The sequence below is a fragment of the uncultured Phascolarctobacterium sp. genome (assembly GCF_902463975.1).
In the GTDB taxonomy this organism is placed as follows: Bacteria; Bacillota; Negativicutes; order Acidaminococcales; family Acidaminococcaceae; genus Phascolarctobacterium_A.
Window position 1 is genome coordinate 52951 of record NZ_CABQHJ010000007.1, and the last position, 23865, is coordinate 76815.

The 23865-nt window shown below is 48.5% G+C and carries 17 protein-coding genes; 15 read left to right on the forward strand and 2 right to left on the reverse strand.

The window, feature by feature from the left end; all coding sequences use genetic code 11:
- The first annotated feature begins 338 nt into the window (after window positions 1-338).
- The 3 genes from RDW05_RS03365 to RDW05_RS03375 all read left to right on the forward strand — a co-directional run bounded on the left by RDW05_RS03365 (window position 339) and on the right by RDW05_RS03375 (window position 8002).
- Window positions 339-1745, forward strand: coding sequence for a restriction endonuclease subunit S (locus tag RDW05_RS03365; RefSeq protein WP_307977832.1), 1407 nt, complete (start codon window positions 339-341; stop codon window positions 1743-1745).
- 41 nt (window positions 1746-1786) lie between these two features.
- Entirely contained in the window at window positions 1787-2512 is a 726-nt protein-coding gene (locus RDW05_RS03370) for a LytTR family DNA-binding domain-containing protein (RefSeq protein ID WP_307977833.1), read from the forward strand.
- A gap of 330 nt (window positions 2513-2842) precedes the next feature.
- Window positions 2843-8002: a YadA-like family protein gene (locus tag RDW05_RS03375; protein ID WP_307977834.1), complete on the forward strand. Its 5160-nt coding sequence runs from the start codon at window positions 2843-2845 to the stop codon at window positions 8000-8002.
- Window positions 8003-8582: 580 nt separating this feature from the next.
- On the opposite strand, the gene RDW05_RS03380 is transcribed toward RDW05_RS03375, so the two are convergent.
- The gene (locus RDW05_RS03380; RefSeq protein WP_307977835.1) at window positions 8583-9068 is read right to left on the reverse strand and encodes a hypothetical protein; all 486 of its coding nucleotides are present in this window, start codon (window positions 9066-9068) and stop codon (window positions 8583-8585) included.
- A gap of 249 nt (window positions 9069-9317) precedes the next feature.
- On the opposite strand from RDW05_RS03380, the gene RDW05_RS03385 reads away from it, so the two are divergent.
- The 6 genes from RDW05_RS03385 to RDW05_RS03410 all read left to right on the forward strand — a co-directional run bounded on the left by RDW05_RS03385 (window position 9318) and on the right by RDW05_RS03410 (window position 15870).
- Window positions 9318-9791: an NfeD family protein gene (locus RDW05_RS03385; RefSeq protein WP_307977836.1), complete on the forward strand. Its 474-nt coding sequence runs from the start codon at window positions 9318-9320 to the stop codon at window positions 9789-9791.
- 4 nt (window positions 9792-9795) lie between these two features.
- Window positions 9796-10803 carry a flotillin-like protein FloA gene (gene floA / locus RDW05_RS03390; protein WP_293388434.1) on the forward strand — a complete coding sequence of 336 codons (1008 nt, stop codon included), beginning with the start codon at window positions 9796-9798 and terminating at the stop codon, window positions 10801-10803.
- Window positions 10804-10817: 14 nt separating this feature from the next.
- A complete protein-coding gene (locus RDW05_RS03395; protein WP_307977837.1) occupies window positions 10818-11399 on the forward strand; it encodes a hypothetical protein in 582 nt (193 codons plus the stop codon).
- Between the two features lie 38 nt (window positions 11400-11437).
- Complete coding sequence (gene pap, locus RDW05_RS03400; RefSeq protein WP_307977838.1) at window positions 11438-12916, forward strand: polyphosphate:AMP phosphotransferase; 1479 nt, start codon at window positions 11438-11440, stop codon at window positions 12914-12916.
- A 75-nt stretch (window positions 12917-12991) separates the two neighbouring features.
- A complete protein-coding gene (locus RDW05_RS03405; protein ID WP_307977839.1) occupies window positions 12992-14707 on the forward strand; it encodes a radical SAM protein in 1716 nt (571 codons plus the stop codon).
- Between the two features lie 350 nt (window positions 14708-15057).
- A complete protein-coding gene (locus RDW05_RS03410) occupies window positions 15058-15870 on the forward strand; it encodes an SH3 domain-containing protein (RefSeq protein ID WP_307977840.1) in 813 nt (270 codons plus the stop codon).
- Between the two features lie 70 nt (window positions 15871-15940).
- Here the strand turns inward: RDW05_RS03410 and rpsT are convergent, their stop codons facing one another.
- A complete protein-coding gene (gene rpsT / locus RDW05_RS03415; protein WP_293388447.1) occupies window positions 15941-16204 on the reverse strand; it encodes a 30S ribosomal protein S20 in 264 nt (87 codons plus the stop codon).
- A 191-nt stretch (window positions 16205-16395) separates the two neighbouring features.
- Between rpsT and RDW05_RS03420 the strand changes: the two genes are divergently transcribed.
- The 6 genes from RDW05_RS03420 to glmM all read left to right on the forward strand — a co-directional run bounded on the left by RDW05_RS03420 (window position 16396) and on the right by glmM (window position 23739).
- Complete coding sequence (locus RDW05_RS03420) at window positions 16396-16770, forward strand: MerR family transcriptional regulator (RefSeq protein WP_307977841.1); 375 nt, start codon at window positions 16396-16398, stop codon at window positions 16768-16770.
- Window positions 16771-16925: 155 nt separating this feature from the next.
- The gene (gene lepA, locus RDW05_RS03425) at window positions 16926-18725 is read left to right on the forward strand and encodes a translation elongation factor 4 (protein WP_307977842.1); all 1800 of its coding nucleotides are present in this window, start codon (window positions 16926-16928) and stop codon (window positions 18723-18725) included.
- Window positions 18726-18773: 48 nt separating this feature from the next.
- Entirely contained in the window at window positions 18774-19613 is an 840-nt protein-coding gene (gene cdaA / locus RDW05_RS03430) for a diadenylate cyclase CdaA (RefSeq protein WP_249747876.1), read from the forward strand.
- The gene (locus RDW05_RS03435; protein ID WP_307977843.1) at window positions 19610-20542 is read left to right on the forward strand and encodes a CdaR family protein; all 933 of its coding nucleotides are present in this window, start codon (window positions 19610-19612) and stop codon (window positions 20540-20542) included. The genes cdaA and RDW05_RS03435 overlap by 4 nt, the downstream gene beginning before the upstream one ends.
- A gap of 6 nt (window positions 20543-20548) precedes the next feature.
- Window positions 20549-22153 (forward strand): FAD-dependent protein, encoded by a 1605-nt coding sequence (locus RDW05_RS03440; protein ID WP_307977844.1) that lies wholly within the window; start codon window positions 20549-20551, stop codon window positions 22151-22153.
- Between the two features lie 245 nt (window positions 22154-22398).
- The gene (gene glmM / locus RDW05_RS03445) at window positions 22399-23739 is read left to right on the forward strand and encodes a phosphoglucosamine mutase (RefSeq protein ID WP_307977845.1); all 1341 of its coding nucleotides are present in this window, start codon (window positions 22399-22401) and stop codon (window positions 23737-23739) included.
- The last annotated feature ends 126 nt before the right edge of the window (window positions 23740-23865 follow it).

Genomic DNA, 23865 nt, shown 5'->3' on the forward strand with positions numbered 1-23865 from the left:
AATTGTGTGGTATATTAGACATAGAAAAAGACAACCGCCCACAGAGGTGGGTTGCCGAGTTTAGTTAAGAAAAATCCGCTCCGAGCTCGCCAAAGTCAAGGGGCGGTTTTTCTATGTCCGTAACTTTTTTACTATTTGTTCTTAAAAATGAACGTAAGTAATGCTACGATAAAAACTCCAAAGGACATTAAATCCTGAAAGCTGAAATATACCATAGACATCACCTCCATTCGTAGAGAATGAAGGCAATCCCACCCCGTGAACCGGTTGTCAAAAACATTTTATCATAAATTATAGATTAAAGCAATAGAATGTTTGCTTATAAAGGAGAGCTGGCAATGCCAAAGAAAAAGACAGCATTGACAATAGAAGAACGCTTGCAGCAGGCGTTGGTGCCTGCGGAGGAACAGCCTTATGAGGTGCCGGAGAATTGGGTGTGGGTGAGGCTAGGAGCAGTTTGTGGTTTTGAAAGAGGTATAACCTTTCCTTCTTCCGCAAAACAAAATGAAAGGGATGATGAAAACATCCCATGCCTTAGAACTGCTAATGTTCAAGATGAATTAGAATTAAATGATCTAATATACGTTAACAAAAAATATTATAAAAATAATAGTGATAAACTTATTAGAGAAAATGACATTATAATGTCTACTGCAAATTCGCGCGAACTTGTCGGAAAAACCTCTTTTGTTTATAAGGTGGACTATCCGATGATTTTCGGTGGGTTTGTTATGGCGTTGCGTGCTAATAAGTTATTGAGTAAGTTTTTATTCTACTACTTGCGTTTAGAGTTTTTGCTTGGCAGATTTAGAGGAGAGTCAACACAAACAACAAATATTGCTAATATTAGTAGTAGTGTACTTGGTGAGTATATATTTCCTCTCCCACCACTTTCCGAACAGCAACGCATTGTTGAGCGCATTGGGGAGCTTTTAGCCAAACTGGATGAAGCGAAGGAAAGATTGCAGGAGGTTGCCGACAGCTTTGCTGTGCGCAAGGCGGCAATTTTGCACAAGGCATTCACGGGTGAGCTGACAAAGCAGTGGCGTCGGGAAAACGGCGTGAGCGATGAAAGTTGGGAAGAAAGTAATTTAGGGAGTTTTATTGCATGTGGACCTCAAAATGGTCTATACAAACCCAAAAGCTCTTATGGAGATGGCATAAGAATCATTAGAATAGATGCTTTTTATGATGGCGTAATAGAACAATGGGATGAGTTGAAAAGACTTAGACTTGATGAAAATGAAATTAAATGCTATTCGTTAAATCTTAATGATATTTTAATCAATAGAGTTAATAGCATGCAATATTTAGGTAAATCTGCTTTGGTTAGAGAACTTAAAGATGCATGTGTTTTTGAAAGCAATATAATGAGATTGTCTGTTGATGAGAGCAGGATTTATCCTGAATTTTTAATTTCATTTCTTAATTCTCAAATGGGGTTAAACGAATTAAGAAAAAATGCTAAGCAGGCTGTTAATCAAGCGAGCATAAATCAACAAGATATAAAAAATGTTATTATAAATCTCCCATCCCTCCCCGAACAGCACGAAATCGTGCGCCTCATCGACGATCTGTTGGCACGCGAGCGCGCAGCACAGCAGACTGCGGAGCAGGCGCTGGCGAGCATCGACCTGATGAAGAAATCCATCCTTGCGCGTGCCTTCCGTGGTGAGCTGGGCACGAACAAAGCGAGCGAAGTGAGTGCGCTGGAGCTGCTGCGGCAGGTGTTGGCGGAAAACTGAACATAAGCAAAGAAGAGCATGTTATTATAGGGAGTGATATTATGCGTATTGTGGCTTGTGATGATGATGTAAGCGAGCTGGAAGAGCTTAAACGGCAACTGCAGGAAATAGGCAGGAAGTATCAGCTGCTTTTGGATATACGTACATTTACTGAAGGGGAGCAGTGCTGTGAATACTTGTTTTTAAATAGCGCTGACATTGTCTTTATGGATATCTATTTGAAGCCTGGTAATGGCGTGGAGTTTGTGCGGCGTTTGCGCCAGCACAGGCTTAACTTTAAGCTGGTCTTTCTTACTTCGAGTAATGACTTTGCCATCGAAAGCTATGAGCTGGAGGCAGCGTATTATCTGCTGAAGCCCTTGCAGCCGGAAAAGCTGGAGCAGGCGCTGAAGCGCTGCGGTGTTTTTGACAAGGAAGAGTATGTTACCTTTGATACTGTAGCTGAGACGGTAAAGCTAAAGCCCAAGGACATTATCGTTGTAGAGGTGCAGGATAAATACTGCTATATTCACACAGCACAACGCACCTATAAGGTGTACAGCTCCATCAACAAGGTGCGGGAAAAGCTGACACAGGATTATTTTCTGCTGACCTATCGCAGCGTGCTGATTAACATGCATTATGTAGAGGGTGTCTACAGCAATTATTTTTTGCTGGGCAATGGCTTCAAGGCACCAATCAGGGTGCGCGACAGCGCAGCTGTGCGCAACGCCTATATGCAGTGGGCGCTGCTGCAGGATTTAGGATACTTTGTTATAAAAGAATAGAACCTCCGTTACGGTCATGAAGACCGTTGCGGAGGTTTTTTTAGTTGGTAGTGGAGAGTGGTTAGTTGGTAGTGGTTAGAGAGTAGTGAGTAGTGGAAATATGCTTTAATTATTGTTTTGTTTATTACAGTTTTGAGCAAAAAATAATTAAGTAAAGTTGGCAAAATGCGTTTTACGATGAGAACCTGCGCTTTACGATACAAGGCGTTGAATTCACTGAATTTTATGAGATAATGAGCATGATAAAAGTTGTGCGGAAGGCGCCGGATGCTGCCAGCAGTGGATGGCGCACGCATGGGTTTGGTTTATACTTTAAGGAGGATGATGATTATGACTAGGAAAAAGAGTAATGTCAAGGCGTTGGCCCTTGCCGTAACGTGCGCAATTCTCGCAGGGGGGGGCATTGGTCTTGAACCGGTGTATGCTGCGGATGTATTGTACAAAGAAGCTAGTGGCAATGTAACTACTGCTACTAAAAATGGTGAAACAGATAATACAATAATTAATGAACTTACTGTTGGTGGTGTAAAGATCGGTAGTGAAGACAGTTTTACTGGAATCTCTATTGGTAGTAATTCTACAAGTAATCATGTTATAATTTCTGACAATGATATTTTTGCAACTGGTGCTGTACATGCTTCAATTATCGCTTCTGGAATCAATGCACGTATAGAAAACGGTAAAGTTGTAGCGCAAAACGGTTTGTATATTGGCTATACCGGTGCAGATGTTACTCAAGCTACGTATGATAATAGCAAGTTCGCTGTTAATGGTGAAAATGGTTCTTTTAAAGCAGCTAATGGCAAGTTCACTGTTTCTGACGGCGGTGCAATTACGGCTGACAGCTTAGAGCTGAAAGAAACAGATGGAACTACAAATGTTGGTGCGGCTATTAAGGATAATGCAAATAATATTCAGGCCGTCAATGGTAAGGTAACTAACATTCAAACTGATGTGACTAGTCTGCAAACAACTACAGGTCAGTTACAAACCAAAGTAGGTGAGCTGACAGCTAGTGATACTGCAGCTAGAAATGATATTATATCTTTGCAAAAGAAAACAGCTGGCATTAGCGAAGATGGTAGCGAAATTACAACTAAATCCCTGAAATTGCGTGAGAGTGCTTCTTCAGACACGCAGGAAATCACTGCTGCCAAAGTAAAGGGCTATGATGAGGCGGTTGCAGCTGTAGGCGATACTTCTACTGAAGGAACATTAGCTTATAACACGCAAAAAATTAGATATGCTGACGATGATAGGGTTTTAACAGACAAGGCTACTTATATAGAAGGTATTACTCATGCTGGCGACGTAAGGCTGGCTGACGGCGAAGTAAGAGCAAAAAGGATAGTTCTTGAAGAAGTCTTTGATGATGGCACTTCCGGGCAAGCAACACTGACTCGTGAAAGCATAGTAAATCTTCACGGCATGATTGACGGTAAAACTAAAATCAAAGTTGCTGATGGCTCTGAGGTTGGCGGTGTAACGTTTAGTCAGGGTAAAGTTACTAATGTAGTAAGCATTAATGATAACTTGAAATTTGAGTCTGACGGAATTTATCTTAATAAAGGTGATCAAGCAAAACAAATAAAAATCGGCACTGACGGAAAAATCATCATCGGTACTTCCTCTAGTGCTTATGATACCAATGGTTTCTATGCTGGCGGTGATGATTACACTGAAGCAAAAGCAGCTATTGATGGTATTAATGGCAAAATTAAAGGTGCTAATGGTGCATTTGGCGTTGACGATAATGGCAATGTAACGACAACCGGCGATATCAAGGGTAAGGATATTACTGCTAGTGGTAAGCTTACTGTAGATAGCGATGCAACTGTTGGTGGCAACCTTGGCGTAACTGGTGACACTACATTGAAAGGCAAGCTAGATGTAACTGGTGACACAACTGTAGGCGGCGATTTGACCGTAACAAAAAAGATCAAAGGTGAATCTTTGAATATTGGTTCTACTGGCAATGAATTTACTGTTGATGCAAATGGCAATACAGCTGTTGGCGGCACTCTTGGAGTAACTGGTGATGCAACCGTTGGCGGTACGCTGAATGTAGCTGGCGATACGACGTTGAAGGGCAACCTTGGCGTAACTGGCAACGCAACCGTTGGCGGTACGCTTGGAGTAACCGGTGATGCAACCTTTAGTGGTAACATCAAAGGTCAGAGCTTAAATATTGGCACAACTGGCAATGAATTTACAGTTGATACCGTTGGCAACGTAAAAGCTAATGGCATTACTACTAGCGATACCACTACCAATAAAATTGGTGGCGTTACTTTGGCTGGTAGCGATATTAACGCTAAAAACCTCACCTTAACAGGTACGCTGACTGCTGCAAAATATAATGCTACTGATATTGAAGCAACTAATTCTATAAAAGTTGGCGCAACGACCATGACAAATGGAAAGCTTGATCTTGGCAGCAATGGCACGATTGATTTTGGTGCTAACGAACTGACTGATGTACAGGTTGGTAATATTAATAGTGTTATCCAGCCTGATGGCATTGTAAAAGCAGCGGACGGCTCTGTTATCGGTGGCGTAACCTTTAGCGCCGGGAATGTTACTGGTGTTAAAGATTTGACGGCAACTGGAAAGGTAACTGCTGCTACTATTACTGACGGAACTGCAAGCTTAAGCGGTGGTGCTCTGACAGGTCTTGCTTCTGTTAATATCGGCGGCAATACTACTATTGATAATACTGGCATTAATACTAATAAGTTGATTGTTGGTTCTGGCTTGAATGCTACGACCATTGATGATGCGAATGGCGTAGTGAGTGCTAAAGGCGAAATTGGCGCTGTTAAGTTTAGTGGCAGCGGCAAGCTGGACAATGTAAATGCTATTGACGGCGTTTCTGTAGCACAGAACTCTGGCAGTGCGGCTGGCGGTTTGACCTTTGGCGGCAATGCAATTATCGGCGCAACTGGTATTCCGTTCCAAAGCACTGGTTTTAAAGTAGATGATGATGGCGACGTAGAAGGTAAAACCTTTACAACCGCTGCTGATGGCACTGGCAATAGAAGTACCTTGGCTTCTGGTTCTTTGACCATTGATGCCAACAATACCTGGACTAAAGACGCAGGCATTATCGCTTCCAATGTTAAGGTTGGTACTAATGAACTGAAAAATGATGGCTTACATGTCGGTACTAACACCACTGTTAAAGATGGTGAGCTGACAGTAGGCGCTGGAAATACTTGGTCTATGGCTAATGGTATTACTGCTTCTAAAGCAGGCATCAATGGAGTGACGATTGGTGAAACTGAAGGTAAAGCAACCTTTAATAATGCTGGCAACACCACCACGATTGATGGCGACAAGATTACCACTGGTACCATTACTGCTGATAAGCTTTTAATTAATAAAATCAGCCTTGGCAAAGATGGTAGTGATAATATCTCCATTGATCAAGATGGCGACGTAACTACTAAGGGCGAAATCAGAATTACTGATGCAGCTGGCAATGTTATGACTAAGCTGGCTAAAGATAGCGCAACCTTTGGCAATGACGTTGCTAATCAGACCGTCATTGAAAAAGGTACTGTTAAAGCTAAAGCTAAATCTGAGGATAATCAGCAAGCAGGTCTGACATTCAATGAAAACGGTTTGACTGTTAGCGGACAAAATGCAGCAGGTCAAAAATCCTCCTTCAGCTTCAATGCAAAAACTGGTGCAAACACCTTCACTGGTCAGGACGGAACCTTTACAACCATCAATGGCAGCGCTATCACTTCTACTAACGGCGCAGCAACTGGCGTGCTCAACGGTAGCAACCTGACGCTGAAAAATGGCGCTAACTCTACGGCTCTGGAAGCTGGCGGCGCAACCTTCACTGGTGCAGCGGGCGAAAAGGGTGGTAAGACCACTACTATCAATGGTGGTACAATTACTACAGATACGCTGAATGTTGAACGTATCAACCTCGGCGAAGATATTCTGGATAGCAATGGCAATCCGCATGGCAGCAACTTGTCTATGGATAAGCAAGGCAACTTCTCTGCAGCAGGCGGCAACTTCAAAGTAACTGGTGGCAGCGGTGCAGATAAAGGCGCAATGACTAACACCGTTGGCAACACTACCTTGAAAACTGACGCTAACGGCGCAGGCATGAGCCATACAAAAGACGGCGTAACATCTAACGTTTCCGTTGGTAACAACAAAGCTAATGTTTCCGCAGGCTCAGGCTCCATCGACGTAACGAACGAAAGCATTACAAGCAAGGTTACGGACAATGCAACGAGCACGATTACGAAGGACAGCATCGTCGATAAGGTTGGCAACAACTCTGTAACTACGGACGCTAACGGTACGACCTTCGCCAATGGCGGCAGTAAGACAACTAATATTAACGGCGGTACGATTACTACCGGCAAGCTGATTACTGACGAGCTTGTAATCACTGGTAAGGGTGAAGCAGCAGGTACTGGCACTGGTTCTATCGCTTTCGGCGGCAATGGCACAATTAAGAGCGATATAAAAGATGGCGATAAGAATACTAACTTCACGACCAATATTGACGGCGTAACTACCAAAGTAACCGATGGCACGACTACTACGGAAAACAAGGTTACCGCTGCAGGCAACAGTAACACTGTTACTAAAGATGATACGCATAAATCCGAATTCAACCAAGGCTTGACCAGCATCGGCGGCGTGGTAACGAATGGCGAAATTAAGGTAGCGCAAAAATTAGACGGTGAAACTGGCAAGCTTACCAGCGAAGTTAAAGATGCAAACGGAAGCAGCAAGCTGGAGCAAAGCGGCACTGGTCTGGAATACACCGACAGCGCTAAGCCTGACAATGCAACACGCATCAACAGCAGCGATGTTTCCATCGGTTCGGCAACAGATGACAGCAAGCGCATCAACCTGTCCGACCTCGGTCAGATTGACGACCTCGATGGCGAGCTCACTAAGCGTGACGAGTACAAGAAGAACCAGACCGCAGTCGGCGGCATTAACGCTGAAGCTGCAATCCGCCGCGAAGAGGTTGCTCGTCTTGACAACCGCATTGACGATGTAAACACACGCGTTGATAAGGTTGGCGCTATGGCAGCAGCTATCGCTTCCCTGAAGAGCATTGGCTACGATCCGCAGGCTCCGAGCGAGTTCAGCATCGGCCTCGGCCAATACAAGGGCGAAACTGGCGTGGCAATGGGCTTCTTCCACTATCCGAACAAGAACTTCATGATTAACGTCAGCCTGTCTACTGCCGGCGGCGAAACCATGGGCGGTATCGGTGCAACCTGGCGCTTCGGTCACAAATCCCCGCAAAAGCTTTTAGAAGAGCAGCGCGAGGAGCAGGCTAAGAAGGAGCTGGCAGCAGCCGAAAAATATCAGGCAGCAGCAAAACTTGCCAAAGAAGCGCAGGAGCGTGCTGAATATGCAGCAAAACTGGCGCGTCAGGCACAGGTGAGCGCAGATAATGCTAAGGCAGCAGCTGATGCAACCCAGGCTAAGCATTTTGGCTGATAAGCAGGCAGCAGGTGCAGTCATAGCAGGATAACAACTGTTTTTCCTATAAATCATCATACTCCGCCAAGCAATGCCCCCAACCGCTTGCTTGGCAGTTCATGAGGCTGCAATCATCATACTGACCTTATGAACAAAAAAGGCTGGAGTTTGAGCGTTTGCTCAAATTCCAGCCTTAAAACTTGCAAAGCTATGGATTGTGTGGTATATTAAATATAGAAAAGACAACCGCCCATAAGGTGGGTTGCCGAATTTGGTTAAGAAAAATCCGCTCCGTACTCGCCAAAGTCTTGGGGCGGTTTTTCTATGTCCGTAACTTTTTTACTATTTGTTCTTAAAAATGAACGTAAGTAATGCTACGATAAAAACTCCAAAGGACATTAAATCCTGAAAGCTGAAATATACCATAGACATCACCTCCATTCGTATAGAATGAAGGCAACACCACCCCGTGAACCGGTTGTCGAAAACATTTTATCATAAAATTTCAACTAAAGCAATAAAATGTTTGCTTATAAAGAGCTTCATTAAAAAATTTAAGACCTTGGCGTCAGTAAAAACTGACATCAAGGTCTTTTTGTTACGCTTTGCGTCTGAGCATATCGGCAATGCGCTTTTGGTTTTCCATCGCTGTCAACGCTCTTTCGTACAGCAGCATCTGCAGCTTGCTTTTGACAGGCTGCAAATTGGGCGAGCCTTCGATAGTGTAAACAACATTATCGTCCTTATCGGTGTACAGGCTTTTGAGCAGCGCATACTGTGTGCCATCGTTATTATACAAATAAATCTGCGTCATGCTGATTGCTGTTTTCAGCTCCGGCTTGGTGGCCTGCAGCTTAGGCAGCATTTCCTTATTGTAGCGCAGCTCGGCAGACAACAGCAAAAAAAGCTTGTCGCCCTGGCGCAATGCCTGCAAATTATCCTTATAAAGATATAAATCGCCAGCGCTGGTGCTGGTTATTTTTTCCATGTTAGCGTTTTTATCAGTGCCTGCGCCAGCGAAGGCTGTGCAAGTGCAGGCAAGCGCAAAAATCAGCGTCAGTAAAATAAGTAATTTTTTCATCATTAAGTCCCGCCTTTATTTATAGTAGAAGAAGCTTTTCCTTTATCATACAATTTTTGGCGCGATAAGTAAAGCAGCAAATAATCTTACTGTGCACGTATTCTGGATACTGCTTTTTGAATAAATGCGCCAGAAAAAATCTTTTGTTAAAGTATTACAGGCAGCTTTGCTTTTAGCAGCATAAACTTTAAATTTACTTCATGCTTTTCCTCTGTTATACTATAAATGTACAAGCGTTGAGGAGGTGCAGTCATGCCATTGGAATATTATTTTATGCTGGCGGGCCTTGTCCTGCTGCTGATAGAATTTGTGGTGCCGGGCTTCGGAATTTTCGGTGTCAGCGGCATGGTGTGCCTGACAGTCGGCGGCTTTTACGTTTTGGGCGGCAATGCCTGGGCGGCGCTGGTGCTGCTGGCAGTGTATCTGTTTTTGGTGCTGGTGATTACCCTGCTGTGCGTCTATCTGCCCAGAGAAAGCAAGTATAATCCCTTTGTGCTGTGGACACGCCAAAAAAACAGCGAGGGCTACACCGGCGGCAAAAACTGGAGCATGCTGGTGGGCAAAAGAGGCACAGCCTTGACCACGCTGCGTCCTGCAGGCACGATTCTGGTGGACGGCAAGCGTCTTGACGTGAGCAGTCAGGGAGATTATATCGAAAAGTCCGCGCCCGTGATTATAGTGCGGGTGGAGGGCAGCAAAATTTTTGTAGAACAGACGAAGGAGTGACGTTATGGATTTATTATTCAGTATGATTTTCGGCAGTGGCTTTGCAGTAATCATTGCTATTGCAGGTATCGCGATTTTTCTTAACTTTGTGCCGTTGGGCCTGTGGATTTCCGCAATTGCTGCCGGCGTTAATGTAGGCATCTTCAACCTTATCGGTATGCGCCTGCGCCGTGTGCCCGCGTCGCAGATCGTGCTGCCTTTGATTAAGGCGAATAAGGCAGGTCTTGACGTAAATGTCAACCAGCTGGAGGCGCATTATCTGGCAGGCGGTAACGTGGACCGCGTTATTGATGCTTTGATTGCTGCCCACAGAGCGCAGATTGAGCTGAGCTTTGAGCGTGGCTGTGCCATCGACCTTGCGGGACGCAACGTGCTGGAGGCTGTGCAGATGAGCGTTAACCCCGAGGTTATCGAAACTCCGGTAGTAAGCGCTGTTGCCAAGGACGGCATTGAGCTGAAGGTAAAGGCACGCGTAACCGTGCGCGCCAACATTGACCGCCTGGTAGGCGGTGCCGGCGAAGCAACGATTATTGCGCGTGTCGGCGAAGGCATTGTAACAAACGTAGGCTCCAGCGCCGACCACAGCAAGGTACTGGAAAACCCCGATTATATTTCCAAAACGGTTTTGGATAAAGGCTTGGATGCAGGTACTGCCTTTGAAATTCTTTCCATTGATATTGCAGACGTAGATGTAGGCCGTAACATCGGCGCTGCGCTGATGACCGACCAGGCGGAGGCAGATAAGCGCATTGCTCAGGCACGCGCTGAGGAACGCCGTGCGATGGCTGTTGCCAAGGAGCAGGAAATGAAAGCCTATACGCAGGAAATGCAGGCGAAGGTTGTGGAGGCACAGGCTAAGGTTCCTACAGCTATGGCGGAGGCGCTGGCTAACGGCCGCTTGGGCGTAATGGATTACTACCGCCTGAACAATATTCAGGCAGATACACAGATGCGCCGCACGATTGCCGAGGTAAGCCCGGAGGGCGAGGAAAAGCCTGAGGGCAGCAAATAAGCGAGGTGCAGCTTATGGGTGGTTTGTTTGACAGTGATTTAATCCCCCTGCTTTTCGTCATCGTAATGCTGGCCAACGTATTTTTGGACCGTCGAAACCGTCGCCGCCGCAGGCAGCAGGAGCTGCCGCAGGAGCAGCCGGAGGCGCAGGCAGAGCAGCAAACGCAGGCTAAGCCTAAAGACCTTGCCGCCGAATTTGAACGCCGTCTGAAAAAGACGACGGAGGCGGCACAGGCGCGCAAGCGTCAAAGTAGCCAAGGCGCAGTGCATGACGGAACGCGCGTGCGTCGTGATGACGACAGCAGAGTTCACCGCGACGGCGAAGCAATGCATGACCATACCGGCAGAATTCACCGTGAAAACGAAGCCCTCGTGCATGACAAGGGCAAGGTTTATTACGATCCCCGTGGTGATTACAGCTACGACGAAGCAAAGATGAACGCTGCCGCTGCGGCGTTTAATGCGCACTACGCACAGCATGCGCAGCCTGCACCGAAAAAGCGCGTAAAGCTGAAGCATGCGGCGCTCGTCAACGGTATTATCATGGCAGAGGTATTAGGAAAACCGCGCGCTCTTAACCCCTATGAGGAGCGCTGATTTAAAGATTCTCGCAAACAGTAAGGAGATGTTGGAGAATGCTGGAAAAGCTGGATTTGAGTAAAAAAGTGTCCAAGGAAGATTACAACAAGCAGATGGATGTGCTGGGTGAGCGCCTGGGAAAGGCGCAGCGCCTGGCCCGCGACGCCAAAAGACCGATTATCATCGTGTTTGAGGGCTGGCGCGGTGCGCGCCGCAGTGCGCTGATTAACGAAATGATGCAGCAGATGGATGCCCGCGGCTTTAATGTTTATTCCAGCGTGCGCCTGCGCGGCGTTCTGCAGGAGCAGCCGTTTTTCAGTGCCTTCTGGAAGCGCCTGCCGGCGTTGGGACATATTGCCGTTTATCACCGCAGCTGGTATTATCTGAAAAACGCCAATGAGCTGGCGGATAAGGCAGAGGACGATTCCAAATATCCCGTAGTTTCCTTCGAGCATATCAACAACTTTGAGAAAATGCTCACGGACGATAATTATCTTGTGCTCAAATTTTTCCTGCATCTGTCACCGGAGCAGCAAAAGAAAAATATCGCCAAGAATGCCAAAACACTGGGCAAGGCGTGGCGTGACCTGAATCCTGCGATTGATGAAAGCGAAGATTACGATAAATTTTTGCCGCATTACGAAAAAATGCTGGAGGCTACCGATACGGTAAACGCTCCCTGGCACCTGATTGCCGACGATGATCCGCGCAGCGCGCGTCTGGAGGTTTTCACTAAGATTGCCGATGCTATCGAAAAGGCTGTGCAGATGCCTGCCGAGCCTGCTGCCGACAAGCGCACCGCCGCAACCTACGATGTGCTGAGCACGATTGACGCCAACAAGGAGCTTACCAAGGAAGAATATAAGGAAAAGCTGGATAAGTACCAGAAAAAGCTGACACAGCTGCAGATTGAAATGTTCAAGGCGCAGATACCGGTAGTTATCGGCTTTGAGGGCTGGGACGCTGCCGGCAAGGGCGGTGCTATCCGCAGACTGACGGCGGCACTGGACCCGTTAGGCTTCCATGTGCACCCGATTGCGGCGCCGAACGTGGTTGAAAAGCAGTTCCATTATCAGTGGCGCTTCTGGACCAGACTGCCGCAGCCGGGCACTATAGCGATTTTTGACCGCACCTGGTACGGCCGTGTTATGGTAGAGCGTATCGAAGGCTTCGCCAAACCGCAGGAATGGCAGCGTGCCTACGATGAAATTAAGGATATGGAGGCGCAGTGGAGCGAGCACGGCATTGCCATCGCCAAATTCTGGCTGCAGATTGACAAGGATGAGCAGCTGCGACGCTTCAATGATCGTCAGAATGACACCAACAAGCAGTGGAAAATTACGGACGAGGATTGGCGTAACCGTGATAAATGGGATGCTTACGAAGCTGCAGTCAACGAAATGCTGGTGCGCACCGACACCTCGTATGCACCGTGGACCGTGGTTGAGGGCAACAATAAATATTATGCCCGCTTAAAGGTTTTGAAAACAGTTATCGATTTGTTTGAACGCAAATTGGCAGAAAAACATCAGTAAAATACAAGAGGATATCAGCGTAATTTTGCGCTGATATTTTCTTAATACATTATAGATACTCGGAGAGGAAATGCTTTGTCCTGGATAATCAAAAACTATATTAAAGAAATAAGAGAAAATGAAACCGGCGCGCAGGTGTATCCGCCGGGGTTACGCCATCCGGTAGCGTTTATTTACCCCAACGTCTACCATCTGGGCATGTCGAACCTGGGAATGCACATTCTGTATCAGATGATTAACGAGCGCGGTGACAGCGCCTGCGAACGCTTCTTTTTGCCGGATAAACGATTGCAGCAGGAGCATATCAAAAGCAAAACACCGCTGCTGAGCCTGGAAAACCAGCGTCCGCTGGCAGATTTTGACGTTATCTTCGTCATGCTGTCCTTTGAAATGGATTATGATAATCTGCTGACGGTGCTTGATTTGGGCAATATTCGCCTGCGGGCGGCGGAGCGCAATCAGCGCGAGCCTTTGGTGATTATCGGCGGTCCCTGTGCCACCTTCAATCCCGAGCCTTTAGCTGCTGTGGCTGACGCCTTTGTTATCGGCGAGGGCGAGGAAACAGTGCAGCATGTGCTGGATACCATCTACCGCGAGGAAAGCAAGCAAGAGCGCTTGGCGGCGCTGGCGCAGGTGCCGGGCGTTTATGTTCCCAGCCTGTATACGGCGCAGTACGATGACGAGGGCGAGTTTATCGCCCTTCTGCCGCAGGAAGGTGCGCCTGCGAAGGTAGCGCGCCAGTGGGCGCGTGATATCGACGCTTATCCGCACACCTCTGCTATCGTTACGAGCGGAACGGAATTTGAGGATATGTTTATCGTCGAGGTGGCGCGTGGCTGCGGCCGTCACTGCCGCTTCTGCATGGCAGGCTATTGCTTTCGCAAGCCGCGTCCGCGTAAGCTGGAAAATATTTTGGCAGATATTGCCAAGCGTCCCGAGCGCACGAAAAAGGTGGGCCTGATGGGCGCTGCCGTTTCCGACCATCCGCAGATGGCGGAGCTGACGGAATACTTAGTGGAGCACAAGATACCGTTTTCCGTGGCCAGCATGCGTGCCGATATGCTCACGGAGCAGATTGCCCATGCACTGGCACAGAGCGGCCAGCGCACGATGACCGTAGCGCCGGAGGCAGGCAGCGAGCGTATGCGCGCTGCTATTAACAAGGGCATTACGGAGGAGCACGTTTATAATTCTATCGAATTGGCTGCTGCTGCCGGTATGCGCAACATCAAGCTGTATTATATGATCGGTCTGCCGGGAGAAGAGGACGAGGATATCGTCGAAACGGTGGAGATGATTAAACGCGTGCGTGCCAAAATGGACGCGGTGGGCAACAAGGGCGAGCTGGTTATTTCGGTCAACGGCTTTGTGCCCAAGCCCTTTACGCCGTACCAGTGGGCGCCGCTGTGCAATGTGCGCACGCTGAAGAAGCGCTTCAAAATTTTGGGTGACGGTCTGAAGAAGGAAAAGCGCATCAAGCTGATTACCGAATCGCTGAAGGAAACCGTGGTGCAGTCCGTGCTGGCGCGTGGAAGCAGACGTATCGGCGAAGCGCTGCTGAAGGCACATGTGGAAGGCCGCAGCCTGAAGCAGGTGCTGAAGGAGGAGGGCCTGGATGCCGAGGAGCTGGCGGAGCGCGAGCTGCAGGTGGGCCAGCCGCTGCCGTGGCAGCATCTGGACATGGGCGTGACGCAGGAGTATCTTGCGGCTGAGCTGCAGCGCAGCGAAAGCGGCAAGTTTACCCCGATGTGCTTTGACGGCTGCCGCCGTTGCGGTGTCTGCCGGGAGTAAGGCTTAGGCAGTGAAATGACTGCTACTAATAAAAAAATTAAGCATCCCTACACTTTTTGCAGTAAAAGTGTGGGGATGCTTTTGCTTTTTTACGCTATAATGATGCTGAGAAACACAGCTTTTGCTGCTTCGGAAGCGGTAACAACCCTTCCGTCTGCTCGCTGATACTCGCAGCCACCTCCCCTTACAGGGGAGATATAAAGGAATTACAAAACTTTAAGGTTGATAATTCTCTGTATATGTTCTGCGGGTAACCGAAAGACAGATGCTTGTTGTAAAAAATAAGCAGCCTGTGTCTGAAATTTATTGATTGAGGGATTTTGTACCGCAATCAAGGGAGGAATATACATATGAAAAAGAATTTGTTTTTGGGCATGACCTTGGGGATGGCGCTCTTGGCCAACACCGCTTTTGCTCATCTCAGCGGCGGTTATCTTTCGGATATTATTGATGAACATCCGCGCTGGCCGTTGGCAACTCAATGTATTGCTACGGATGTTAACTTAAGAACAGAGCCTAACACAAACTGTGAGGTAGTAACCATGCTGCAAAACGGCGATAAATTTTATGCAAGAAAGGTAGTGTTTATACCTGACAGTAAATATGTGTGGGTGTACGGAACTACCGAAAAAGGCTACAGAGGCTACATGTATAACCAATATATAGGTGCGTTGCCTGATGGCCAATATGCTCATTCGGATGAAGGACGTTTTCAGGCTTCGGTAGAGGCAAACTGGATTAACGATCCCGCCGGCTATGCAGCAGGCTCCGGCTATAGCATGGGCAGAGTAGAACATGCCGACGATATGAATATTGCTTATGACCTTAATAAGGTGCAGGTAGGTCCGCGAGTGTTCTACACGAGAGCCTTTGACGGAAAAACCTATCAGGTAGTGATTAACAAGGCTCCCGGCGAGATGGCAGGCTATGCAGTCGGACAGCATTTTGATCAGAAAGAGCGGAATAATTTTTACGATATGATGCGGAGAATCGGCTGGCACGAGTCTGCTGTTGATATTGAGGAGCCGACAAACAGTATCGTGTGGGAAAAATCTGTGCTTGATGCGGATGGCTTTGACAGACCTGCCAAGCAGCTGATTATCACGCTGAATGATAAAGACGTGATTGAGAGCTTTACTTACATCAATTATGATCTTGATTAGCCTGCCTGCAAAAAATTATCCCTGAAATGCAAAAAACCTGCTCTTTTCAGAGCAGGTCAGCTTGTAAGAATTAAGCCATAGCGTTGATTCTCTTTGCAAGTCTGGATTTTTTGCGAGCTGCAGCATTCTTATGGATAATGCCTTTGCGAGCTGCTTTATCGAGCAAACCGGAAGCAGTAGCCATAGTAGCTTGAGCGTCTTCTTTAGCGCCGGTTTTAGCCAGAGCCTCTACTTTGCGGGAAGCATTACGGAGAGCTGCTTTAATCGGAGCGTTTTTAGCACGACGTTCTGCGTCGGTCTTTACACTGCGGATGGAAGATTTAATGTTCGGCAACGAATTTCACCTCCTGAATTTTCTTGTACTGCATTATTCTACCACGAATGCGAGCATTATGCAAGAGAAAATCACAAATATGCCTGCCTGTTCCTGTAAAAATATTTTGCGGTCGCTTGACCTGGAGCTGACTCCAAATGCTAAAATATAAGAAGAAAGCAGGAAAACAATCCTGGCAGGAGGTAAGCGAGATGAAAATAAACGAAGTAAGCAAAATGTATGACATTACAGCGGACACGCTGCGTTATTATGAGCGTATCGGGTTGATTCCGACTGTGAACCGCAACGAAAGCGGTATTCGCGACTACACCGAAACGGACTGTAACTGGGTAAACTTCGCCAAATGCATGCGCACAGCAGGCATTTCGGTAGAAAGCCTGATTGAATATGTGGCGCTGTTCCAGCAGGGCGACACAACACGGGCCGCACGTAAGGAAATTTTAATAGAGGAGCGTGCCAAGCTGCTCGAGCGCATGGCGCAGATGCAGGAAACGCTCGATAAGCTAAATTATAAAATTGACAATTACTACAAGTGCGTTGAATTTGAGGACACTAAACTGAAATAAAACGCAGTACGAGGAGAGATGGCGCCGAGCTGTCTCTCTTTTTAGTTTACAGGCTTTGCCGTATAATGGTATAATAATTAGTACTAATAAAACAGGCTTAAGCCAATATTGGCCTGAAATAATACATTTTAATGAAGGAGCAGGAAGAGTAATTTATGATTGAACAAAATCACATTCGCAACTTTTCTATTATCGCCCATATAGATCATGGCAAGTCTACCCTGGCGGACAGATTGATTGAATATACAGGAACGCTGAGCAAGCGTGAGATGGAGGAGCAGATTCTCGATTCCATGGATTTGGAGCGTGAACGCGGCATCACCATCAAGGCGCAGGCTGTGCGCAGCATTTACAAGGCGCGCAACGGCGAGGAGTATATGCTGAACTTTATCGACACCCCGGGCCACGTAGACTTTACCTACGAGGTTTCGCGTGCATTGGCAGCGTGCGAGGGCGCACTGCTGGTTATCGACGCTACTCAGGGCATTGAAGCGCAGACACTGGCTAACGTGTATCTGGCGCTGGATAACGATCTGGAGATTATCCCCGTTATTAACAAAATTGATTTGCCGAGTGCGGATCCTGAGCATGTTAAAAGGGAAATTGAGGACGTTATCGGTATTGATGCCTCCGACGCAGTTTTGTGCAGTGCCAAGACAGGCATCGGCATCGAGGACGTACTGGAAGCAATCGTAGCGCGCGTGCCGGCACCGCAGGGCGACGCGGAAGCATCGCTGAAGGCCTTGGTATTTGACTCCAAATTTGACGCTTACAAAGGCGTAGTTTTATATATACGCATTATGCAGGGCCGTCTGCGCAAGGGCATGAAGATTCGCATGATGGCAACCGGTGCGGAATTTGATGTTACCGAGGTTGGTTACTTCAAACCGGGCATCGTCAATGTTGACGAGCTGGAGGAGGGCCAGGTAGGCTTCTTTGCTGCCAGCATCAAAAACGTTAAGGATGCACGCGTAGGCGATACCGTAACAGATGCCGATAATCCTGCCGAAAAAGCGTTGCCCGGTTACCGCAAGGCTACACCGATGGTATACTGCGGTTTGTATCCGGTAGAGAATTCCGATTACGATAACCTGCGTGATGCTTTGGAAAAGCTGCAGCTGAATGATGCTTCTCTGGTGTTTGAGCCGGAGACATCTACCGCGCTGGGCTTTGGCTTCCGCTGCGGCTTTTTGGGCCTGCTGCATATGGACGTTATCAAGGAGCGTCTGGAGCGTGAATACAATCTGAGCCTGATTACTACCGCGCCTAACGTTATTTATGAGGTGTTCCGCACCAACGGCGACGTTGAAATGGTAGATAACCCGTCTCTGTTCCCTGACCCGACTGTTATCGACCATGTTGAGGAGCCTTTCGTTAATGCAACCATCATTGTGCCGAAGGATTATGTAGGCGCTGTTATGGAGCTGAGCCAGGAAAAACGCGGTGAATACGATAACATGACATATCTTGATGATACCCGTGTTATGATTCACTACGCATTACCGCTGAGCGAGATTATCTTTGACTATTTTGACCGTCTGAAATCCGCTACCCGCGGTTATGCTTCCTTGGACTACGAGCTGTCCGGCTATCGCTATTCCGATTTGGTGAAGGTAGATATTCTGCTGAACGGCGAGCCTGTCGATGCGCTTTCCGCAATTGTGCATAAGGAATTTGCTACTGTTCGCGGACGTCAGCTGGTTGAAAAGCTGCGCAGCCTGATTCCGCGTCAGATGTTTGAAATTCCGGTACAGGCAGCAATCGGCAACAAGGTTATTGCCCGCGAAAACGTCCGCGCTATGCGTAAGGATGTACTGGCGAAATGCTACGGCGGCGATATCAGCCGTAAGCGTAAGCTGCTGGAAAAACAGAAGGAAGGTAAAAAGCGCATGAAGCAGGTTGGCAGTGTAGAGCTGCCGCAGGAGGCATTCATGGCGATTCTGAAAATGGACTAAGGCTTAGCGCTTAGTCGATAGTGTCTGATAGATAGGAGCAATGCAATTATGATGATACAACTGCAAGGCTTGCTTTCGACAATCACATTTTTGGATGTTATAGATATTGTCGTCGTTGCCTATTTTCTTTACCGTTTGTTCCTAATGCTGAAAAACACCCGTGCCGCAACATTGGGCAAGGGTCTCATGGTGCTGATAGGCTTCACGCTTATCTGCCGTTGGCTGAACCTGCATGTTATCAGCTGGCTGCTGGAAAAGAGCATGACGGTGATTATGGTTGCTCTGCCGGTTGTCTTTCAGCCGGAGCTGCGACGTGCTTTGGAGCAAATCGGCCGCGGCAAGCTGTTTCATAAGGGCAGCGAGCTGGACGAGCAGGAGCTGGAAGAAATGCTGGATTCCGTTGCTCATGCCACTAAGGTGATGAGCAAAAACAAGGTAGGTGCGCTGATGGTCTTTGAGCGTGCTACCGGTCTGGCAGAGCGCATCGAAACCGGTGTGCCGATTGACGGTCTGGTGAGCTCTGGACTGCTGCAGAACATTTTTGTTAAGGATACACCGCTGCATGACGGCGCTGTCGTTATCCGCGGCAACCGCGTTGTTGCTGCCTGCTGCCTGCTGCCGCTCACTGAAAACCGTAATTTGAGCCAGGAGCTTGGTACCCGCCATCGTGCAGCTATCGGTATGTCCGAGCAGTCCGATGCGATGATTCTTGTTGTCAGCGAGGAAACCGGTACGATTTCCATTGCCCGTAACGGCGAGCTGATGCGTTACCTGACGGTGGATGATGTGAAGGAAATTTTGCGCACGGCAATTTTCCGTCCGCATGCAGCAGTTAAGAATTCTTTGGTTGATAAAATCAAGAGCTTGTGGGGCGGTGAGAAAAAATGAGATTTTTGCAAAGGCTGGCGCGTAAGGAAAATTTATTTGCAAGGATTATCTGCCTGCTCATGGCCTGTGGCCTGTGGGTATATGTAATGACCGACCAGAACCCGATAATCGAGCGTAATATCGAGGTGCGTCTGCAGCAAAGAAATCTGCCGCAGAATATGATGGTCTTTAATGCTCCCGATAAAATTCTGGTAAAGGTGCGCGGTTCGCGTGCCAAGCTGAGTTCAGATAATCTGAGTGCTGAAATCAATGCTTCTATCAATTTGAAAAATATAACCGAAGGTCAGCAGAGTCTGCCGATTACGGTAACCTACTCCGGTGGCGAGATTGTATCCGTAACGCCTAAAGAGGTTTCCATATATGTAGATACGGTAAGCGAGAAAAAGGTTCCCGTTACTACTCGTATCGTGGGCGCGATGAACAGTGATATGACCATCGGCAGCAGTATAATTACTCCGGCGGAGGTTACTCTGCGCGGTGCAACGCATCGTATTGATAAGGTAAACCGCGTTGTTGCTCCGATTGATATCAGCAATCATACCGGCAGCTTCCAGACGGAAAGCGAGCTTGTTGCTGTCAGTGATGACGGTTACGATATTCCTAATATGAGAATTATCCCTGAGCGTGTTATGGTGCAGGCTAATATGGTCAGCCAGATGCACTCGCTGGATATTCCGGTTAAGCTGGTTATGAGCGGCGATTTGCCTGCCGGAATTGTTGTTACCAAGACCGAGATTGCTCCGGAGAGCATCCGTGTGACTGCGCCTCCTTCCGTGCTGAAGGAGCTGAAGGATGTTAAGACCAAGCCCGTGGATGTAAGCAAGCTGACCGGCAGCACCGTTGTTGCGGCTGAGCTGGATTTGCCGGAAAAGGTTATTCCCGAAAGACGTACAGTGCAGATAAAAATATCGGTAGAAAGGCAGAATTGATTTTAGATGAAGCTGAAAATTAACAATTTGCGTATCAGCTTGCGTCAGGAGCAGACGCTGGAGCAGGCGGTGTGCCGCAAATGCGGCATTCCGCGCGATGCTTTGGGCAGTGTGCAGATAGTACGCAAGGCAGTGGATGCGCGCAAGAAAAATGATATCTGCCTCAATTACCATGTGCTGGCAGAGGTTGAAACAGGCGGCAGACAGGCGAAGCGCCTGCTGGCGGACCGCGACATCACGCAATATCAGGAGCAGCAGCAGCCGACGCTGGAGCTGGGAACCCTGCCGCTGAGCGCACCGCCAGTGGTTATCGGTGCCGGTCCTGCGGGACTTTTGGCAGCACTGCAGCTGGCAGAGCATGGCTATAAGCCGCTGCTTTTGGAGCGCGGCAAGCCGGTGGAGCAGCGTGTGCAGGATGTGCAGCATTTTTGGCAGATGGGAGAATTTAACCCCGCGTCCAACGTACAGTTTGGCGAGGGCGGTGCAGGTACTTTTTCGGACGGCAAGCTGACCACGCGTGTAAACGATCCTATGATGGCCGAAATCCTGCAGCTTTTTGTAGCTGCAGGCGCGCCGGAAAATATTTTGTACGAGCATAAGCCGCACGTTGGTACAGATAAGCTGCGTGCGATGGTGCAGGGGCTCAGCCGCCGCATTGCGGAGCTGGGCGGCAGCGTGCGTTATGATGCGCATGTGGTTGATCTGGATATCAAAAATAATGCTGTGCAGGGGATAATCCTCGACGGCGGTGAAAGATTGGCGGCAGGAGCCGTGGTACTGGCCTGCGGTCACAGCGCGCGCGATACCTACGCTATGCTGGCACGCAGGGGCGTTGGCATTGTGGCGAAGCCCTTTGCCATCGGTGTGCGCATCGAGCATCCGCAGGAGCTGATTGACAGGGCGCAGTACGGCAGCTTTGCGGGACATCATCTGCTGGGCGCGGCGGATTACGCACTTGTTTACCACACGCAGGATAAAACGCGCACAGCCTATTCGTTCTGCATGTGCCCGGGCGGTCAGGTGGTTGCCGCCGCTTCGGAGGCCGGTGGCGTGGTTGTCAACGGCATGAGCATGTTTAAGCGTGACAGCGGCATTGCTAACAGTGCGCTGGTAGTGAATGTGGACAGCCGGGATTTTGGCGAGGGTGCGCTGGCAGGCGTAGAATTCCAGCGCCGCTATGAGCAGCTTGCTTATGCGGCGGCAGGCAGCAGCTATTATGCGCCTGCGCAAAATCTGGACAGCTTTTTGAAGCGCAGCACTCCGTCCTTGGAATGTTTGGTACAGCCAAGCTATCGTCCGGGATTGACGGCCTGCAGCTTAGACAAGGTGCTGCCTGCCTACGTTACGGATACGCTGCGCGAGGGCATTACGAGCTTCGGCCGCAAGCTGGCGGGTTACGCCGACGGCGGCGCGCTGCTGACGGGTGTGGAAACACGCACCTCGGCACCGGTTCGCATAGAGCGCGACAGGCAGAGCTATGTATCGCTGACGCATGATCTGCTTTATCCCTGCGGCGAAGGCGCAGGCTATGCCGGCGGTATTATGAGCGCCGCGCTTGACGGCTATCATGTGGCGCGTGCGATTATGGAAAGATTTGCGCCGGTGAAGTAATTTAGGTTGGAGAGTAATACAGAGCATTAGGCTCCCCTTGGGGGGAGCTGGCGCCCGTAGGGCGACTGAGAGGGGATTTTGCAGCATTTACTTTTACGTATAGCGTTATGTTATGTGTTACCCCTCTCCGTCATCGCCATGCGATGACACCTCTCCCCAAGGAGAGGCTCTTAATTTGATTTTTTAGCTCAACAATTTTCAACTCACATATAAACGCATTAACATTAGGGAGGTTATTACAAAAAATGGCAAGATTATTTGGTACTGATGGTGTTCGCGGTGTGGCGAACGTAGAGCTTACTCCGGAGCTGGCCTTTAAGCTGGGCTATGCTGCCGCAAAATACTTTGGCCGCGAGGTTTCTTGCCCGAAAATTATTATCGGCAGAGATACACGCCGCAGCGGACAAATGCTGGAAAGCGCTTTGGCAGCAGGTATCTGCAGCGCTGGCGGCAATGCACATCTTCTGGGCGTTATGCCTACTCCGGCAGTTTCCTTTCTGACCAGTGAGGTTAAGGCTAACGCCGGTGTAGTAATTTCTGCTTCTCACAATCCGTTTGAAGACAACGGCATCAAATTCTTCTCTCAGACAGGTTACAAGCTGCCTGACGCAGTAGAGGACGAAATTGCAGCTATCGTTGCTGCACCGATTGATTACACTCAGGCAGTAAGCGGCAGCAGCGTCGGCCAGATTATTCATGAAAAGGATTTGTCCGCACTGTATATTAAGCACATTCTGAGCACTGCTTATGCTAAGCTGAACGGTCTGAAGATTGTTATGGACTGCTCCAACGGTGCCAACAGCGAAATCGCACCGGTTATCCTGCGCAGTCTCGGTGCTGAGGTTGTGGCAATTTTCAACGAGCCTAACGGCATCAACATCAACAACGGCTGCGGCTCCACTCATCTGGAGGCTTTGCAGAAGAAGGTTGTCGAGGTTGGCGCTCATGTAGGTATCGCCAATGACGGTGATGCTGACCGTTGCCTGGTAGTTGACGAAAACGGCGAGGCTATGGACGGCGACCAGATTATGCTGATTTGCGCGCTGGAGCTGATGAAGCGCAACAAGCTGCATGATAATATGCTGGTAACCACTGTTATGAGTAACGTTGGCCTGCATCAGGCTATGAAGGCTCATGGCGGCAAAACCGTCAAAACCGCTGTAGGTGACCGCTATGTACTGGAAGAAATGCTCAAGCACAATTATTCTATCGGCGGCGAGCAATCCGGTCATATCATTTTCTCCGAATTCGCTAAAACCGGCGACGGCATCCTGACTGCTGTACAGCTGTTGTGCGCAATGGTTCGCAACAACAAGCCTTTGTCTGAGATGGGCACCGTAATGACTAAATTCCCGCAGATTCTGCTGAACGTACGCGTGAAGAATAAAAACGGCTGGGAAGAAAAGGCTGCTATTCAGGAAGTAATCAAAAAATATCAGGAGGAGCTGGGCGAAAACGGCCAGATTCTGGTACGTGCTTCCGGCACTGAGCCTTTAATCCGTATTATGGCCGAAGGACCGAAGCAGGAGCGTCTGGAGCAGATAGCAAACGCTATTGCCGACGTTGTAACTAAGGAGCTGGCATAAGCAGGCTTCCTTGCTGAATGAAGATTAAAAGCAGACCATTACATCAGTTTCAGATGCAATGGTCTGCTTTTGTAGTGCGCCCAGCATGGGCGATAACTAGGTGGTGAAAGTCCACTACGCGCTCGG

What these genes read in the sequence shown, in the direction of transcription:
- RDW05_RS03365 (WP_307977832.1), top strand. Translation starts at nt 339, where the DNA reads ATGCCAAAGAAAAAGACAGCATTGACAATAGAAGAACGCTTGCAGCAG.
- RDW05_RS03370 (WP_307977833.1), top strand. Translation starts at nt 1,787, where the DNA reads ATGCGTATTGTGGCTTGTGATGATGATGTAAGCGAGCTGGAAGAGCTT.
- RDW05_RS03375 (WP_307977834.1), top strand. Translation starts at nt 2,843, where the DNA reads ATGACTAGGAAAAAGAGTAATGTCAAGGCGTTGGCCCTTGCCGTAACG.
- RDW05_RS03380 (WP_307977835.1), bottom strand. Translation starts at nt 9,068, where the DNA reads ATGATGAAAAAATTACTTATTTTACTGACGCTGATTTTTGCGCTTGCC.
- RDW05_RS03385 (WP_307977836.1), top strand. Translation starts at nt 9,318, where the DNA reads ATGCCATTGGAATATTATTTTATGCTGGCGGGCCTTGTCCTGCTGCTG.
- floA (WP_293388434.1), top strand. Translation starts at nt 9,796, where the DNA reads ATGGATTTATTATTCAGTATGATTTTCGGCAGTGGCTTTGCAGTAATC.
- RDW05_RS03395 (WP_307977837.1), top strand. Translation starts at nt 10,818, where the DNA reads ATGGGTGGTTTGTTTGACAGTGATTTAATCCCCCTGCTTTTCGTCATC.
- pap (WP_307977838.1), top strand. Translation starts at nt 11,438, where the DNA reads ATGCTGGAAAAGCTGGATTTGAGTAAAAAAGTGTCCAAGGAAGATTAC.
- RDW05_RS03410 (WP_307977840.1), top strand. Translation starts at nt 15,058, where the DNA reads ATGAAAAAGAATTTGTTTTTGGGCATGACCTTGGGGATGGCGCTCTTG.
- RDW05_RS03420 (WP_307977841.1), top strand. Translation starts at nt 16,396, where the DNA reads ATGAAAATAAACGAAGTAAGCAAAATGTATGACATTACAGCGGACACG.
- lepA (WP_307977842.1), top strand. Translation starts at nt 16,926, where the DNA reads ATGATTGAACAAAATCACATTCGCAACTTTTCTATTATCGCCCATATA.
- cdaA (WP_249747876.1), top strand. Translation starts at nt 18,774, where the DNA reads ATGATGATACAACTGCAAGGCTTGCTTTCGACAATCACATTTTTGGAT.
- RDW05_RS03435 (WP_307977843.1), top strand. Translation starts at nt 19,610, where the DNA reads ATGAGATTTTTGCAAAGGCTGGCGCGTAAGGAAAATTTATTTGCAAGG.
- RDW05_RS03440 (WP_307977844.1), top strand. Translation starts at nt 20,549, where the DNA reads ATGAAGCTGAAAATTAACAATTTGCGTATCAGCTTGCGTCAGGAGCAG.
- glmM (WP_307977845.1), top strand. Translation starts at nt 22,399, where the DNA reads ATGGCAAGATTATTTGGTACTGATGGTGTTCGCGGTGTGGCGAACGTA.